Origin of the sequence: Pseudomonas izuensis (assembly GCF_002356535.2) — a bacterium.
Lineage (GTDB): Bacteria > Pseudomonadota > Gammaproteobacteria > Pseudomonadales > Pseudomonadaceae > Aquipseudomonas > Aquipseudomonas izuensis.
On the sequence record NZ_AP017423.2, the window covers coordinates 3,940,006 to 3,956,900 of the forward strand.

At 61.3% G+C, this 16,895-nt stretch carries 14 protein-coding genes; 12 read left to right on the forward strand and 2 right to left on the reverse strand.

Translation table 11 applies throughout. The annotated features are described in order from the left end of the window. Window positions 1-173 precede the first annotated feature (173 nt). The 8 genes from LAB08_RS17410 to LAB08_RS17445 all read left to right on the forward strand — a co-directional run bounded on the left by LAB08_RS17410 (window position 174) and on the right by LAB08_RS17445 (window position 9,591). Window positions 174-1,217, forward strand: coding sequence for an LLM class flavin-dependent oxidoreductase (locus tag LAB08_RS17410; RefSeq protein WP_096510539.1), 1,044 nt, complete (start codon window positions 174-176; stop codon window positions 1,215-1,217). A gap of 116 nt (window positions 1,218-1,333) precedes the next feature. Then, entirely contained in the window at window positions 1,334-1,486 is a 153-nt protein-coding gene (locus LAB08_RS17415; protein WP_172901594.1) for a hypothetical protein, read from the forward strand. Window positions 1,487-1,577: 91 nt separating this feature from the next. Then, the gene (locus tag LAB08_RS17420; RefSeq protein ID WP_096510538.1) at window positions 1,578-2,255 is read left to right on the forward strand and encodes a cysteine hydrolase family protein; all 678 of its coding nucleotides are present in this window, start codon (window positions 1,578-1,580) and stop codon (window positions 2,253-2,255) included. A 5-nt stretch (window positions 2,256-2,260) separates the two neighbouring features. After that, window positions 2,261-3,628 carry a purine-cytosine permease family protein gene (locus LAB08_RS17425; protein ID WP_096510537.1) on the forward strand — a complete coding sequence of 456 codons (1,368 nt, stop codon included), beginning with the start codon at window positions 2,261-2,263 and terminating at the stop codon, window positions 3,626-3,628. 337 nt (window positions 3,629-3,965) lie between these two features. Next, entirely contained in the window at window positions 3,966-5,030 is a 1,065-nt protein-coding gene (locus LAB08_RS17430) for an alpha/beta fold hydrolase (RefSeq protein ID WP_096510536.1), read from the forward strand. A 249-nt stretch (window positions 5,031-5,279) separates the two neighbouring features. Then, window positions 5,280-6,686: an aldehyde dehydrogenase family protein gene (locus LAB08_RS17435; RefSeq protein WP_096510535.1), complete on the forward strand. Its 1,407-nt coding sequence runs from the start codon at window positions 5,280-5,282 to the stop codon at window positions 6,684-6,686. 115 nt (window positions 6,687-6,801) lie between these two features. Continuing rightward, entirely contained in the window at window positions 6,802-7,833 is a 1,032-nt protein-coding gene (gene ahr, locus LAB08_RS17440; protein ID WP_096510534.1) for an NADPH-dependent aldehyde reductase Ahr, read from the forward strand. Between the two features lie 939 nt (window positions 7,834-8,772). After that, on the forward strand, window positions 8,773-9,591 hold the full coding sequence (locus LAB08_RS17445) for an alpha/beta fold hydrolase (RefSeq protein ID WP_254007546.1): 819 nt from the start codon (window positions 8,773-8,775) through the stop codon (window positions 9,589-9,591). Between the two features lie 90 nt (window positions 9,592-9,681). Here LAB08_RS17445 and LAB08_RS17450 read toward each other — a convergent pair whose 3' ends face one another. After that, window positions 9,682-10,488 (reverse strand): alpha/beta fold hydrolase, encoded by an 807-nt coding sequence (locus tag LAB08_RS17450; protein ID WP_096510532.1) that lies wholly within the window; start codon window positions 10,486-10,488, stop codon window positions 9,682-9,684. A 67-nt stretch (window positions 10,489-10,555) separates the two neighbouring features. Continuing rightward, the gene (locus tag LAB08_RS17455) at window positions 10,556-10,885 is read right to left on the reverse strand and encodes a carboxymuconolactone decarboxylase family protein (protein ID WP_096515341.1); all 330 of its coding nucleotides are present in this window, start codon (window positions 10,883-10,885) and stop codon (window positions 10,556-10,558) included. A 272-nt stretch (window positions 10,886-11,157) separates the two neighbouring features. Between LAB08_RS17455 and LAB08_RS17460 the strand changes: the two genes are divergently transcribed. The 4 genes from LAB08_RS17460 to LAB08_RS17475 all read left to right on the forward strand — a co-directional run bounded on the left by LAB08_RS17460 (window position 11,158) and on the right by LAB08_RS17475 (window position 16,854). Continuing rightward, entirely contained in the window at window positions 11,158-12,531 is a 1,374-nt protein-coding gene (locus tag LAB08_RS17460; protein ID WP_096510531.1) for a glutamine synthetase family protein, read from the forward strand. A gap of 22 nt (window positions 12,532-12,553) precedes the next feature. After that, window positions 12,554-13,945 carry an aldehyde dehydrogenase family protein gene (locus LAB08_RS17465; RefSeq protein WP_096510530.1) on the forward strand — a complete coding sequence of 464 codons (1,392 nt, stop codon included), beginning with the start codon at window positions 12,554-12,556 and terminating at the stop codon, window positions 13,943-13,945. A gap of 3 nt (window positions 13,946-13,948) precedes the next feature. Beyond that, on the forward strand, window positions 13,949-15,112 hold the full coding sequence (locus LAB08_RS17470; protein WP_096510529.1) for an iron-containing alcohol dehydrogenase: 1,164 nt from the start codon (window positions 13,949-13,951) through the stop codon (window positions 15,110-15,112). A gap of 179 nt (window positions 15,113-15,291) precedes the next feature. Then, window positions 15,292-16,854 carry an amino acid permease gene (locus tag LAB08_RS17475; RefSeq protein ID WP_096510528.1) on the forward strand — a complete coding sequence of 521 codons (1,563 nt, stop codon included), beginning with the start codon at window positions 15,292-15,294 and terminating at the stop codon, window positions 16,852-16,854. Window positions 16,855-16,895 lie beyond the last annotated feature (41 nt).

The window sequence follows — 16,895 nt, forward strand, 5'->3', positions numbered from 1 at the left end:
TAGTGTCAGTCACCACTGTGTTGCCTGGCAGATCGTATTCGCGAGCAGGCTCGCTCCCACAGGTTGCTCGCTGACCAGACAAAAATATTTGCAGATATTTTGTATTATGGTATACCAACAATCAACGAGCCCGCAGTCGACAGGCCGATAACAAAAGATCCGAGGTAAGCGTCATGAAATTTTCCCTGTTCGTACACATGGAACGTTGGGACGAAAGCGTCAGCCACCGTCAGTTGTTCGAAGATTTGACCGAACTGACCCTGATGGCCGAGGCCGGTGGTTTCAGCACCGTATGGATCGGTGAACACCACGCCATGGAATACACCATCTCGCCAAGCCCGATGCCGCTGCTGGCCTACCTGGCTGCCAAGACCACCACGATCCATTTGGGCGCCGGCACCATCATCGCGCCGTTCTGGCATCCGCTGCGGGTGGCCGGTGAGTGCGCGTTGCTGGATGTGATCAGCAACGGGCGCATGGAAGTGGGCCTGGCGCGCGGCGCGTACCAGGTCGAATTCGACCGCATGGCCGGTGGCATGCCGGCATCGAGCGGTGGCCAGGCGCTGCGGGAAATGGTTCCGGTGGTGCGTGCGCTGTGGCAAGGCGATTACGCCCACAATGGCGACATCTGGAAATTTCCGACCTCCACCAGCGTGCCCAAGCCGATCCAGCAGCCGAACCCGCCGATGTGGATTGCTGCGCGCGACCCGGATTCGCACAACTTCGCGGTAGCCAACGGCTGCAACGTCATGGTCACGCCGCTGATGAAGGGCGACGAAGAAGTCCTCGACCTGAAGAACAAATTCCAGACGGCACTGGACAACAACCCGGACGTACCACGCCCGCAACTGATGGTGCTGCGTCATACCCATGTTCACGCAGTGGATGATCCCGAGGGCTGGAAAGTCGGGGCCAAGGCGATCGCGAAGTTCTACCGCACCTTCGATGCCTGGTTCGGTAACAAGCAAACCCCGGTCAACGGTTTCCTGGCACCGAGCCCGGAGGAAAAATTCGTCGGCCGTCCCGAGTTCGAACTCGACAGCCTGCACAAGACCGCCATGATCGGCACCCCGGAAGAAATCATTCCGCGCATCAAGTACTACCAGGAACTGGGCGTCGACGAATTCAGCTTCTGGTGCGACAACAGCCTGCCCCATGCGGAAAAGAAAAAATCCCTGGAGCTGTTCATCAAGCATGTGGTGCCGGCGTTCCGCTGAAAGCGCCCCATACCTGTGGGAGCGAGCCTGCTCGCGAATGCGATCTGACAGTCGAAATTGATAGGCCTGGCACACCGCTTTCGCGAGCAGGCTCGCTCCCACAAGGATTGATTCCCATGCTTGATGGTCGTCTCCAATCACTTGCCCTTCCCTCCGGCGCCGCACAGGCTTACCTGCGCGGCGAATGGACCGCTTCGCACCTGCATTTCAAGCGCTTGCGCGCCAGTGTTTCAGCCAAGCAGAACGGCTTCTGGCAAATAGTTCACTGAGTAACCCCGAACCGGATATCACGTACCCCACGCCCTGCACCGCACGGCGTGTGACGGTGCATCGTGTTTCGCCTTTGATCAGGTTTGCTCAATGAACAATAAAAACGCGCTGTTGATCATCGACATGCAACAGGAGGACGGTTTCGTCCTCGAACGCTTCGACACGGTGGTAGAGAACACCGCCGCCCTGCTCGAAACCGCCCGCCAGCAGCAGATCCCCGTTTTCTATACCCGCCACATCAACCCCGCCGACGGCAGCGACATGCCCCGTGGCGAACCCCGGGCAACCGACGGTGGCCCCAGCAGCTATCGCGCCGGCAGCCGACAAGTCGAGATCATCGAAAGCCTGGCGCCGCTGGCCGATGAAACGGTGATCGACAAGGGCCGTTACAGCGCCTTCCACCGCACCGACCTGGATGCCCGGCTCAAGGCGCTGGACGTCGATACGCTGATTGTCATTGGCGTGCTGACCGATGTCTGCGTGCTGACCACGGTGTTCGATGCCTTCGCCTTGGGCTATCACATTCGCCTGGTCACCGACGCCTGCACCACGACCACCCTGGCCGGGCACTATTCGGCCTTGCTGATCATGGCCAACTGGGTCTACTCCCTTGAAATGCTGACCAGTGCGCAATGCCTGCTCGCCCTGGCACAGCGCCGCTACCTGAGCCTGAGCCCCCGGCAGCCGGACATGTTCGCCCACCAGCCCCACGAGCTGCAAAGCACCATCGCCCGTCTGCAAGCCCACCTCGTCCAGGCTCAGGAGTAATCGCCATGCAAGTCGAAAAAAGAAGCATCGATTTCATCCCTGAAACCGAGCGTCATGGTCGGCCCGCTTCGCTGTTCTTCATCTGGTTCGGCGCCAACATGAACATCACCACCATTGCCTCCGGTGTGTTGCCGGTGGTGATGGGGCTCAATTTGTTCTGGAGTGCATTGGCAATCCTCATCGGTTCGCTGGTGGGGGCGATTTTCATGGCGTCCCATTCCGCGCAAGGGCCGAAGCTGGGCATCCCGCAGATGATCCAGAGTCGCGCCCAGTTCGGCGTGCTCGGCGCGGTGCTGCCACTGCTGTTCGTGATGCTGATTTACCTGGGATTTTTCGTCAGCAACACCCTGCTCGCCGCCCAGGCACTGGCGTCGGTCAGCCCGTTGCCGGCCAGCGGCAATGTCTACCTGATCGGTGCCTTGTGCTTCGTCGTCGCGCTGTATGGTTACCGGCTGATTCATCGCTTGCAGAAACTGCTGTCGATCCTCTCACTGCTGGTATTTGCTGTCGCCACGCTGTTTGCCTTGCAGCTGCCGATCCCGGCCGAACAATGGCTGCCGACGGGTTTTTCGCTGTCGAAATTGCTGGTGGCGGTGAGCATTGCCGTGACCTGGCAGCTGTCCTATGCGCCGTATGTCGCCGACTATTCACGCTACCTGCCGAGTAACACGCCGACCGCCCGGGTGTTCTGGTACAGCTACGCCGGGACGGTCAGCGGAGGTGCATGGATGATGATTCTCGGGGCGATCCTGAGCGTCGGCATCGGCGATTTTTCCAGCAACGTCGGTGGCCATGTTGTCGGCCTGTTCGGCGGCGGCGCGATGCTGCTGTTCGCCTTCATCGTCTACGGCCAGGTGTCGATCAACGTCTTCAACCTGTACGGCGCCTTCATGTCGACCATTACCGTGATCGAACCCTTCGCCCGCCTCAAGGTAACGCCTCGGGTGCGCGGTGTGTTCATGCTGGTGATCAGCCTGGTGGCGACGGCGCTGTGCACCATCAGTCAGGACGACTTCATCAACTTTTTCCTCAATTTCATTTTCTTCATGAGCTACTTCCTGATCCCCTGGACGGCGATCAATCTGGTGGACTACTACTGCCTGCGCAAAGGCCAGTACCTTATCGAAGACATCTTCGACCTCGACGGCATGTATGGACGGATCAACTGGATCGCCTGCGGCAGTTTCGCTTTGGCGATTGCCCTGGAGGTGCCCTTCATGAACACCACGTTGTATGTCGGGCCGGTCGCCACGGCACTGGACGGGGTTGACCTGGCCTGGCTGGTGGGGTTGGTGGTGCCTGCGTTGAGTTATTACGGGCTGATGAAACGGGGCTTGGGTGCGCCGGCTGTAAACCGGGCGTCGCAGATTTGATTAGGTGATACCTGCATTTGCCCCTGTGGAAGCGAGCCTGCTCGCGATGGACGTCGACGATTACGCGCCCATTCTGAATGATCGCGTTGTCTGGACGTTTTTCGCGAGCAGGCTCGCTCCCACAAAGGACAAATGTAATTCCACCCACCTCATTCGCATGTATCGAAATGTATTTACACCCTCCCGCGATACACAACGCTTCACCCGCCCAGCTTTTTGAAACACCCCGGATACCTCACCACGCTTAACTGTGAACCACGGATTGAGGCAGCCGTCGTTCCCGGCAGGCTATACCTGTTAATCCACCTACCCCATCATTAGAAAGGAGCTCTCCCCCATGAAAGTGCATTTTTTGAACAGTGACGCCAACAAAAAACGCCGCCACTGGGTGGGCTCCTCCGTCCTCGCATTCACCCTGATGCAGCTGGGCGCACTGGCCGCCACTCACGCCCAGGCCAGCGACACCGCACCTGCGGCAGCCAAGGCCGGCAGCACCGCCGATACCCCGTTCGGCCCCCTCAAGCATGTCAACGCGGGCTTGCTCAGCGTGGCCTATGCCGAAACCGGCCCGGCCAATGGCCCGGTGGTCATTCTCCTGCACGGCTGGCCTTACGACATTCACAGTTATGACGAGGTCGCACCCTTGCTCGCGGCCAAGGGCTATCGGGTGCTGATGCCCTATGCACGGGGGTACGGCGACACGCATTTCCTGTCTGACAAAACCGTTCGCAATGGCCAACCCGCCGCACTGGCCAGTGATGTCATCGACTTCATGGACGCCTTGAAGATCAAACAGGCCGTGCTCGGTGGCTACGATTGGGGCGCGCGTTCAGCCGATATCGTCTCGGCGCTCTGGCCTGAGCGGGTGAAGGCGCTGGTGTCGGTCAGCGGCTACCTCATCGGCAACCAGGAAGCTGGCAAGAATCCCTTGCCGCCGAAGGCTGAATTGCAGTGGTGGTACCAGTTCTACTTCGCCACCGAGCGCGGCCGCGCGGGTTACGAAAAGAACACCCACGACTTCGCCAAATTGATCTGGCAGCTCGCTTCGCCGAAATGGGCGTTCGACGACGCTACCTTCGATCGCAGCGCCGCCGCACTCGACAACCCCGACCATGTCGCCATCACGGTCTTCAACTACCGCTGGCGTCTGGGCCTCGTTCAGGGCGAACCCCAATATGACGCCCTGGAGCAGAAACTCGCCAAGGCACCGTCCATCAGCGTGCCGACCATCACCATGGAAGGCGACGCCAACGGCGCACCGCACCCGAAAGCCGAGGACTATCGCCAGCGTTTTACCGGCAAGTATGAATACCGGCTCAGCAACGGTGGCATCGGCCACAACCTGCCGCAAGAAGATCCACAGGCCTTTGCCAAGGCGATCATTGATGCCGATCATCTTTGAGAGGCGGCCATCAGATCTTCTCGAAAACTGAACGATAGCTTCTGAATTATTCAGTTTTCGAAACCCTCGCTCAGGACTACCTTGACGCCATGTCTTGCAAGCCCTTCGGCGGGTCGAAAGATCGCAGCCTGCGGCAGCCCCTACACTATCCGGATGTAAACCCGATCCCGTAGGAGCTGCCGCAGGCTGCGATCTTTTGATCTTCCAAAGCTCGCTAAACCCGTCAATGTACGATTCGAGGTAAGTCCCATGTCTGAACAAACCCTGGCTGTCCACGCACCCTACAACGGCGCAGTCGTCGGTCATGTGGCCATTTCCACCCAGGCCGATGTCGAGCAGGCATTGGGTGTTGCCCACGGTCTGTTCAGCGACCGCAGCCAGTGGCTGTCCAAGCCTCGGCGCATTGAAATTCTCCACCGTGCCGCGCAGTTGATCGGCGAACGCAAGATCGAGATCGCAACCCAGGCGGCCCGTGAAGGCGGCAAGCCGTTGAAGGACTCGATTGCCGAGGTCGAGCGCGGCATCGATGGCATCCTCAACAGCATCGAAGTTTTGCGCTCCGAGGGCGGCCACGTGATTCCCATGGGGCTCAACGCTGCCTCGGCGAACCGTGTGGCGTTCACCCAATACGAGCCAATCGGCGTGATCGCGGCCGTCTCGGCGTTCAACCATCCGTTCAACCTGATCGTGCATCAGGTGATACCGGCCATCGCCGTCGGCGCACCGGTGATCGTCAAACCGGCGGCGAACACGCCGCTCAGTTGCCAGACCCTGGTCGATATCCTGATCGAGGCCGGCCTGCCCAAGGGTTGGGCACAAATGGTGCTGCCGACCGATAACACCATCACCGGCAAACTGGTGGCCGACCCTCGGGTGGGCTTCTTCAGCTTCATCGGCTCGGCAGCCGTGGGCTGGATGCTGCGCTCGACCCTCGCACCGGGCACTCGCTGCGCGCTGGAGCACGGCGGTGCAGCACCGGTGATGCTGGCCGCCGATGCCGACCTCGATGACGCCCTGCCGCGCATCGCCCGTGGCGCCTTCTTCCACGCCGGACAGGTCTGCGTGAGCGTGCAACGGATTTTCTGCCACCACAGCATCGCCGAACAGGTCGCCGAGCGTCTGGCCAAGTTGGGCGACGCCATGGTGGTCGGTGACCCGACCGACCCACGCACCGATGTCGGCCCGCTGATCGCCGGGCGCGAAGTGAACCGCGTGAGCCAATGGGTCAATGACGCCGTTGCCGGCGGTGCACGCCTGATCTCCGGTGGCCGCGTATTGGACAACAATTGCTATGCGCCAACCGTACTGCTGAACCCGGCCATCGATTCGAACGTGATGCAAAAAGAAGTGTTTGGCCCGGTGGTGGCGGTGTATGCCTACGACGACCTGGCCGAAGCGATCCGATTGGCTAACGCCCTGCCCTACGCCTTCCAGGCCGCCGTCTTCACCCAGGACCTGGACACCGCCATGCAGTGCTACCAGGACCTGAACGCCACCGCGGTGATGGTCAACGAAAGCACCACGTTCCGCGTCGACTGGATGCCATTCGCCGGGGCGAGCCTGTCCGGGCATGGCGTGGGTGGGATTCCTCACACCATGAAGGACATGCAGGTCGAGAAGATGATGGTCTGGCGCTCGAGGGCTGTGCGGGGTTGAAACCCGGCGCTGACCTGTTGGGCAATCGCTGAAACACCTCTTGGGGGACCCGCTACACTGTTCTGGCCGCGGCACATGCCCGGCCAAACCCTGTCTCCTGATCTGGAGGTATCCCATGAGCGACAGCACCGAACTCACGACTTTCACCGGCTGGGCCGCGATGGCGGCCGGCGCCCCGCTGGAGCGCTACAGCTACGACCCAGGTCCCTTGGGTGAAGAGGACGTTGAAGTCGCCGTGGAGTATTGCGGCGTCTGCCACTCCGACCAGTCGTTGATCGACAACGAGTGGGGCATCAGCCAGTACCCGTTTATCCCGGGCCATGAAGTGGTCGGCCGTATCGTACGGGTGGGCTCAAGGGCGCGCGGTCTCAACGTGGGACAGCGAGTGGGTATTGGCTGGTTCAAGGGCAGTTGCATGCATTGCCCTTCCTGCATCGAAGGCTCCCACCAGCTCTGCAGCACCGCCAGGCCCACCATCATCGGCAGCAATGGCGGCTTCGCCGATCGGCTGCGGTCGCACTGGGCCTGGGCCCTTCCGATCCCCGCAGGCCTCGATCCGGCCATGGCCGGACCGCTGTTCTGCGCAGGCTCCACGGTGTTCAACCCACTGGTGCAATTCAACGTCAAGCCCACTGACCGGGTCGGCGTCGTGGGCATCGGCGGCCTCGGTCACCTGGCGCTGCGCTTCCTCAATGCCTGGGGTTGCGAGGTCACGGCCTTCACGTCGTCATTGAACAAGCAGGAGGAAGCCAAGCGCCTGGGCGCACACAATGTCGTCGCCTCTACCGACAGCAATGCGCTGAAGGCGATTGCCGGCACCCTGGATTTTCTGTTGGTCACCGCCAATGCCAACCTCGACTGGCCCGCCATGCTCGCCACCCTGCGCGGCAAGGGTCGCCTGCATTTTGTGGGCGTCGTGCCAGGCGCGATTCCCGTGCACGTGTTCGACCTGCTTCCCCAACAGAAAACCCTGTCCGCCTCACCGGTCGGCTCGCCCGCCATCACGGCCAAAATGCTGGAGTTCTGTGCCCGCCATCAGATCCTGCCGCAGGTCGAGCAGTTTCCGATGAGCCGGGTCAACGACGCCATCGATCACCTGCGCAGTGGCAAGGCGCGCTATCGCGTGGTGCTGGATGCCAGCAAATGAAAGACCGGCGCGCCGGACAACACCGCACACGATCCCTGTAGGAGCTGGCTTGCCAGCGAAAGCGGTGGGTCAGTCAACATCGGTGTCGACTGACAATCCGTTTTCGCTGGCAAGCCAGCTCCTACAGGGGATTGGGTGCGTCCGCAAATGTCAGGTCGGCTGTCAGGCCGCCATCGCTGGCAAGCCAGCTCCCACAGGGGATTGGGTACAACCGCAAAGCCAGGTCGGCTCGAAGGCCGCCTCGCTTTGGCTGTTGCGGTGTTCGCCCCCTCGTGAGGCCGAGTGGAGGTTCTCTGTAGGAGCGAAGCTTGCTCGCGATGGACGTCAACGATAACGCGTGCTGCCTGAATGATCGCGTTGTCCAGACGTTTTTCGCGAGCAAGCTACGCTCCTACAGGCTTTTCCAAGTGACCCGCTGTAAAAGCGGAACCATTGGTGGCCGTGGCCGCAGGAATGGATAGGTACTCGGTCACAACATTCAGGTCGGCTATCAGGCCGCCTTCGCGAGCAGGCTCGCTCCCACAATTTGAACCGGGTGCATCCGCAGAAGCCAGGCCGTCATCGCTGCGATGCGGCGACCCGACAAGCCAGCGCCTACAGGGGATCGCGCTTCTCCAATGCTCATACCAAAGCGTTAATTGCAGACACCGATGTCTGGTGGTCGACGTTCTTGTTTGGCCATAAATTCACCGCAACGAGGCGATCGGTGCCGTAGCCGGACTGACCGCCTCGGACCTTGCCAAACGCTCTCTATAGAACGCCTACGAGTATTGAAAAATGACTGACGAGACAAGCGGAACCACCCGTCGCGCCTTGATGACCAGCGGTGCCATGGTCGCTGCCGCACTGGCCGTGACCGTCCCTGCGCTGGCGGCGCAGCAAACGCCGGCAGCAGCGCCTGCTTCAGGCAAAACCGACGGCAATGGCAACGGCTCGGGAATGATCACGGTCAAGGACGGCACGCGAATTTTCTACAAGGACTGGGGCACTGGACAGCCGATTGTGTTCCACCACGGCTGGCCGCTCTCCAGCGACGACTGGGACACGCAGATGCTGTTTTTCCTCAGCAAGGGTTTCCGCGTCATCGCCCATGATCGTCGCGGCCATGGCCGCTCGTCCCAGACCACGGTCGGCAACGACATGGACACCTACGCCGCCGACGTCGCCGAGCTGATGGCACACCTCGACATCCGTAATGCCGTGCACATCGGTCACTCCACCGGAGGCGGTGAAGCGGCCCGTTATGTGGCGCAGCATGGCCGTGGCCGCGTGGCCAAAGCGGCGCTGATCGGGGCCGTTCCACCGATCATGCTGCGCACTGCGAACAATCCGGAAGGCCTGCCTCTGGACGTCTTCGATGGGTTGCGTAAAGCCCTGGCCGACAATCGCGCGCAGTTTTATCGCGACTTCCCCACAGGCCCCTTCTACAGCTTCAATCGTCCGGGTGCGAAAGTCTCCCAATCCGTGATCGACAACTGGTGGCGCCAGGCCATGAGCGGCGGGACCAAGGCACAGTACGACTGCATCAAGGCCTTCTCGGAAACCGATTTCACCGATGACCTGAAGAACATCGAGGTGCCGACCCTGGTGCTGCACGGCGAAGACGACCAGATCGTCCCCATCGCCGACTCGGCACGGCTGGCGATCAAGCTGCTCAAGCATGGCACGCTGAAAACCTACCCTGGCCTGCCCCACGGCATGTGCACCACCCATGCCGACGTCATCAACGCGGACCTCCTGGCGTTCATCAAGAGCTAATGCTGCACCGCGACAACAGTAGCCGGCAATCGCACCGCAGGCGCCGAATCATGCCCCACGTCATGTTCGGCGCCCTGCGCTGCAAGCCCGTCACCGAGCGCTCACCCGAAGAAACTCACTGACCGCCCCCAGCACTGCGTCCGGAGCCTCGCGATGGGGCACGTGATGGCAATCATCCACAATCAAGTAGTCGCCGGAGGCTGTCGACAACCGGGCGATACGCTTTGGATGCAGGTCTGAGCCGTACTCATCGTACTGGCCGTGGATGGCAAGCAATGGACAGTGAATGGCGTCGATCGTGCTTTCAATTGTCCAGTCGCTGAAGGCCGGCGAAAGCCAGGTACGCGTCCAGGCCGACAACACCCATTGCGCTTTATCGCCATGATATTTCTCAAGCCGCGACATCTGTCCCGGCTCCTCGAATTGCGCCTCTGCCACTCGAATGCCTTGCAGCGTCCGATCCTCGACGAACGCCTGTGCTGAAACGGTGATCAACGCCGTGCAACTTTGCGCGTACAGAGACGCACAGGTCGCCGCCATGGCACCACCGACGCTATGACCGAATGCGACAAAACGATCGAACCCCAATGCAGCCTTGAGATGCACGAAGTAGCGCTCGGCTTCGTCACGGATAAAGTGCAACGGCATTGGCCCGGGATAAGCATCGGACTGACCGAAACCGAGCCGGTCGTAGGCAATCACCTCACGGCCTGTAGCCCGGCACAATTGCCCGGGAAAATCCCGCCACAGGGACACGCAGCCCAGCGAGTCATGGAAAAGAATGATGGGGGGTTGTTCCTGTTTGCCTGAACGGTCCTCAGGGAACCAGCGACAACAAAACAACCGGCCGTGTGGCGTATCGATCCAGAGGGTTTCGGTATTGATGGACAAATGCATACAAGGCCTCGGCAGCTAAGTCGCCCAGCTTACAGGAACCGCAGGACACCGCCGTAGTCCCGATCACTCAGGACGTCGTCCCCTCGCCCATCACATCGTCGGCCCAACTGATGGCCGCCACGACGGTCGGGAAACCGATGGTGCTGGTCAGCGCGACGAGCGTGTGAAGGATCTGCTCCGGCGTGGCGCCCGCCTCCAGTGCCCGTCGGGTATGGCTGTGTACCGCGCCCTCGGAGCGGATGGCCGCCGCGGCACCGAGCTGGATCAACTGCACCGTTTTCTCGTCCAGCGGGCCGGCGTGACGCACCGCCGTTCCCAACGCCTCGACGGCACCCAGATAATCCGGGTACTGCTGTTTGAGGGTTTCGTAGGTTTTGTGCTCTCTCTTCTTGGCCATTTTCATTTCTCCGCGCCGGTGTAAACCCATTCCATTGTAGGAGCTGCCGCAGGCTGCGATCTTTTGATCCTGCCTTTAAAAATCAAAAGATCGCAGCCTCGTTGCACTCGACAGCTCCTGCAGGCAAAAACTTGCGAAAAGCGACAGTAGGCTAAGCTATGTTCAGCTAATTGCTCACGATGCTCGCGTCTGCAGGTTTTGGGTTGTTTCTGGAGAGCGTCTGCAACAGCTATTTCAGACAGGCCCACACAATTTGCGCAGGACTTGCCGTGATGACCGAGCCACTTCTCAGTTTTGACGAACTCAAGCGTGCTGCCGCCTCTGGCGAAATCGATACGGTGTTGGTGTGCATGGTCGACATGCAGGGGCGACTGGTCGGCAAACGATTTCAGGTCGAGTTTTTCATCGACAGCGGTCATGAAGAAACCCACTGCTGCAATTACCTGCTGGCCGACGACATCGACATGGAGCCTGTACCGGGTTATGCCGCCGCCAGCTGGAGCAAAGGCTACGGCGACTTTGTGCTCAAACCCGACATGCGCACCCTGCGCAAGGTGCCCTGGCTGGAGTGCACGGCGCTGGTGCTGTGCGATGTGCTCGATCATCACCATCGCCGGGACTTGCCCCACAGCCCGCGGGCGATCCTGAAAAAACAGGTCGAGCGCCTGCGCGAGCGTGGCTACACCGGCATGTTCGCCTCGGAACTGGAGTTCTACCTGTTCGACGAGAGCTACGAGGCCATTCACAAGCGCAATTACCACAAGCCGAAAACCGCCGGGCACTACATCGAGGACTACAACATCCTGCAAACCACCCGCGAAGAGCCGGTGTTGCGGGCGATCCGCAAGCACCTGCAAGCCAGCGGCATTCCGGTGGAAAACTCCAAGGGTGAATGGGGCCCAGGCCAGGAAGAGATCAACATCCGCTATGCCGACGCCATGACCATGGCCGACCACCACGTCATCATCAAGCATGCCTGCAAGGAGATCGCGCAGCTCCAGGGCAAGGCGATCACGTTCATGGCCAAGTGGCGCTACGACGCCGCCGGTTCCAGCAGCCACATCCACAATTCGCTGTGGGACAAGAACGCGAAGAAGCCGCTGTTCTTCGACGCCAAGGCCGAGTTCGGCATGTCGAAACTGATGCGCGCCTGGGTGGCCGGACAGCTCAAATACGCCAACGACATCACCTGTTTCCTGGCGCCCTACATCAACTCCTACAAGCGCTTCCAGGCCGGCACCTTCGCCCCGACCCGCGCGGTGTGGAGCCGCGACAATCGCACCGCCGGTTTCCGTTTGTGCGCCGAAGACAGCAAATCCATCCGCATCGAATGCCGCATCGGCGGCGCCGATCTCAATCCCTATCTGGCCTTCGCCGCGCTGATCGCCGCGGGGCTGGCGGGAATCGACGAAAAACTCAACCTCGAAGCGCCCTACGAGGGCGATGCTTATGTCGACGAGCACTTGCCCGAAGTGTCCAAGACCCTGCGCGATGCCTGCACCGCGCTACAGGGTTCGAGCATGTTGCGCGAGGCGTTCGGTGATGAAGTGGTCGACCACTACGTGCATACCGCCGAGTGGGAACAGAAGGAGTACGACCGGCGGATTACCGATTGGGAATTGCAGCGCGGTTTCGAACGTTATTGAGCTAACACGGGTTAAGACAATCATGACGGAGAAGATTCAGCTCATCTCCCCGGTCGATGGCCGGGTCTACGCCGAGCGTGAATGCGCCGACCTTGTCCAGCTCGATAAGGCACTGGACGCGGCCGCTACCGCCCAGGCGCAATGGAAACGCCGGCCACTGAGCGAACGCGCGGCTTTTTGCAGTGCGGCGGTGGACGCGATGCTGGCCATGAAGGATGAAATCGTCCCGGAACTGGCCTGGCAAATAGGCCGCCCGGTACGTTATTGCGCCGGAGAGCTGCGCGGCTTCGAAGAGCGTGCCCGGCATATGATCGCCATTGCGCCAGAGGCCTTGGCTGATGTCGTACCCACGCCAGTCAACGGTTTTCGCCGGCATATCAAACGCGAACCGCTGGGCACGGTTCTGGTCATCGCCCCGTGGAATTACCCTTACCTGACCGCCGTGAACACGATTATCCCGGCGCTGATGGCCGGCAACAGCGTCATTCTCAAACATGCTTCGCAAACCCTCTTGGTCGGCGAGCGTTTCGCCGAGGCCTTCCGTCGCGCGAATCTGCCTGAGGGGCTGTTCCAGAACCTGGTACTCAGTCATCTGCATACGGCAGTCGCCATCTCCTCCGGAAAGGTTCATCAAGTGAACTTTACCGGCTCCGTGGACGGCGGCAAGACCATGAAACACGCGGCTGTCGAAGGTTTCCTTGGCCTGGGCCTGGAGCTCGGCGGCAAGGACCCGGCCTACGTGCGCGCCGATGCCGATCTCGAACACGCCGTGGAGAATCTGGTGGATGGCAGCTTCTTCAACTCCGGGCAAAGCTGCTGCGCCGTGGAGCGCATCTACGTCGATCAGACCATTTACCCGGCTTTTATCGAGCGCTTCGCCGCCCTGACCCGCCAGTACGTGCTGGGCAATCCGCTGGACGAAGCCACCACCCTCGGTCCGTTGGTGAACCCGAGGGCGGCCGAATTCGTGCGCGACCAGATCGCCGCCGCCGTGAACCAGGGTGCGAAAGCGCTGATCGACCCAAAGGTCTTTGCCGCAAGCGTGCCGGGCAGCGCCTACCTCGCGCCGCAGGTACTGGTGGATGTCACCCATGCCATGTCGGTAATGCGCGATGAAAGCTTCGGCCCGGTGGTTGGCATCATGCCGGTGGCCAGCGATGACGAAGCCATCGCCTTGATGAACGACAGTGAGTTCGGACTGAGTGCGTCGATCTGGACCCGGGATCTCGCCGCCGCCGAACGCCTGGGCAACGAGATCGACACCGGCACTGTGTTCATGAACCGCTGCGATTACCTGGACCCGGCCCTGGCCTGGACCGGCGTGAAGAACAGTGGCCGCGGCGTGACGCTGTCGCGCCTGGGCTACGAACACCTGACCCGAGCCAAATCCTTCCATTTGCGCCACGAGATCTGAGCCATGAGCCTGACCGGAAACTGGAACTACCCCACGAGCATTCGTTTCGGCGTCGGCCGCATCGGCGAGCTGGCCGAGGTCTGTCGCGGCCAGGGTATCCAGCGACCGTTACTGGTCACCGACAGCGGCCTGGCGCGGGCCCCGATCACCACGGCAGCCCTCGACTCTCTACGCGTCGCGGGCTTGGGCGCTGCGCTGTTTTGCGACCTCAAGCCCAACCCGGTCGAAGCCAACCTGGCCGGCGGGCTCGACGCCTGGCGCGCGGGAAACCACGACGGCGTGGTGGCCTTTGGCGGTGGCAGCGGCCTGGACATGGGCAAGCTCATCGCGTTCATGAGCGGGCAGACCCGACCGGTGTGGGATTTCGAAGACATCGGCGACTACTGGACCCGTGCCGATGAAAGCCGCATCGCCCCGGTTATCGCGGTGCCGACTACGGCTGGGACCGGTTCCGAAGTGGGTCGTGCGGCCGTGATCATCGACGATAAAACGCACACCAAACGCATCATCTTCCACCCGAAAATGATGCCGCGCGTGGTGATCAGCGACCCGGCGCTGACCGTTGGCATGCCGGCAAAAGTGACTGCCGGCACGGGGATGGATGCGCTGTCGCATTGCCTGGAATCGTACTGCGCCCCCGGTTTCCACCCGATGGCCGACGGCATCGCGGTGGAAGGCATGCGCCTGGTGGCCAATGCGCTGGTGCGCGCGGTGCACACCCCCTCCGACCTCGATGCGCGCGGGCAGATGCTGGCGGCCGCGGCGATGGGTGCCACCGCCTTCCAGAAAGGCCTGGGTGGCATGCACGCCCTGGCGCATCCGATTGGTGCGTTGTACGACACCCACCACGGCATGACCAACGCCACCCTGATGCCCTATGTCCTGAAATTCAATCGCCCGGCCATCGAGGAACGCATCACGCGCCTGGCGGCGTACTTACATCTGCCCTCCCCGGGTTTCGACAGCTTCCTGGCCTTCGTCCTCAAATTGCGCAAGGACATCGCCGTGCCGCACACGCTGTTTGAACTGGGGGTGGATGACAAACAGGCGGACCTGATCGCGGACATGGCGATGGTCGACCCGTCGGCCGGCGGCAACCCGTTACCGCTGACCCGGGCCGGCGTGGCGGAAATTTTCGATGCGGCCTTCCACGGCCGCCTCCTGTAGGAGCGAGCTCTGCTCGCGATGGACGTTAACGATAACGCTGGGAGCCTGACACCCCGCTCCTACAGATAAATGGAAAGGTTTTACCGGTTGGAAACAGGAGCAGTACGACAAGGGGTTGAAGGCCAGGCCGTCCGGCGTTCCGGATGGATGCGTATCAAAACCTGAAGGGGCACACAACAATGAACCCAGCAAGCCAGCCCGGCACAGACGCGCACGACGATGACGTCAAGGTGCTGCACAGCATGGGCTATGCCCAGCAGCTTTCGCGACGAATGGGCGTTTTCTCCAACTTCGCGATTTCCTTTTCGATCATCTGCATCCTGTCTGGCGGCATCAATTCACTCGCCCAGGGCACCTCGGGCTCGGGCGGTGCCTCGATCGGCATCGGCTGGCCGATCGGTTGCCTGATTTCCGGGGTGTTTGCCCTGGCCATGGCCCAGATTTCCTCGGCCTACCCCACCGCCGGCGGTCTGTACCACTGGGGTTCGATCCTCGGCAACCGCTTTACCGGCTGGCTCACGGCGTGGTTCAACCTGCTGGGGCTGGTCACAGTGCTCGGTGCGATCAACGTCGGCACCTATTACTTTTTCTTTGGTGCCTTCGGCCCGACGCTGGGCATGGCAGACACCACCACGACACGGGTGATTTTCCTGGCGATCCTTACCGGCCTCCAGGCCTTGTGCAACCACCTGGGGATCGGCCTGACCGCCAAGCTCACCGACTTCTCCGGCTACCTGATTTTCGCCACGGCACTGGCACTGACCATCGTCTGCCTGATCTCGGCCCCCAGCTACGAATTCGCCCGGCTGGTGACCTTCGGCAACTACTCCGGCGCGGCCGGCGGCGCCGTGTGGCCACAGGTCTCCAACGGCTGGATCTTCATGCTCGGCCTGCTGTTGCCGATCTACACCATCACGGGCTACGACGCCTCCGCGCACACCTCCGAGGAGACCCGCAATGCCGCCATGTCCGTACCACGGGGCATGGTCATGTCGGTGGTCTGGTCGCTGCTGTTCGGCTGGGTCATGCTCAGCGCGTTCGTGCTGATGCTGCCGAACATGGATGACGCGGCCAAGCAAGGCTGGAACGTGTTTTTCTGGGCCATGAACACCCAGGTCAATCCGTTGCTCAAGGACGCGTTGTACGTGGCGATTTTCATCTCCCAGGTGCTGTGCGGGCTGGCCACCGTGACCTCGGTTTCACGGATGATCTTCGCCTTCTCACGGGATGGTGGCTTGCCTTGCTCGAAGGCGTTGGCCTCGGTCTCACCAACCTTTCGCAGTCCGGTGGCGGCGATCTGGACCGGTGCCACCCTGGCGGTGTTGTTCGACTGGGGATCGTCGGTGATATCGGTGGGTGAAACGCCGGTCTATACCATCGTGGTGTCCTGCACCGTGATCTTCCTGTTCTTCTCCTTCATTATTCCCATCGTGCTGGGCCTGTTTGCCTACGGCACCTCGAAATGGCCGGTCATGGGGCCCTGGAACATCGGGCGTTTCTGGTACACGGTGTTTGCCCTGCTCTCGGTTCTGTCGATGGTGATCATTTTCGTCATCGGCATTCAACCGCCGAATGACTGGGCGCTTTACATCACCATCGGGTTTCTGGTGTTGACGGCGATAGTCTGGTTCGGGTTCGAGGCCCGGCGCTTCCAGGGGCCACCGGTGGGGGATGTGATTGTCAGGCGCCAGGCCGAGATTGCCGCAGCCGAGGCGGCTTTGAACAAACAGGCGGGTTCTTAGACGCCACCTGTGGGAGCGAGCCTGCTCGCGATGGACGCCAA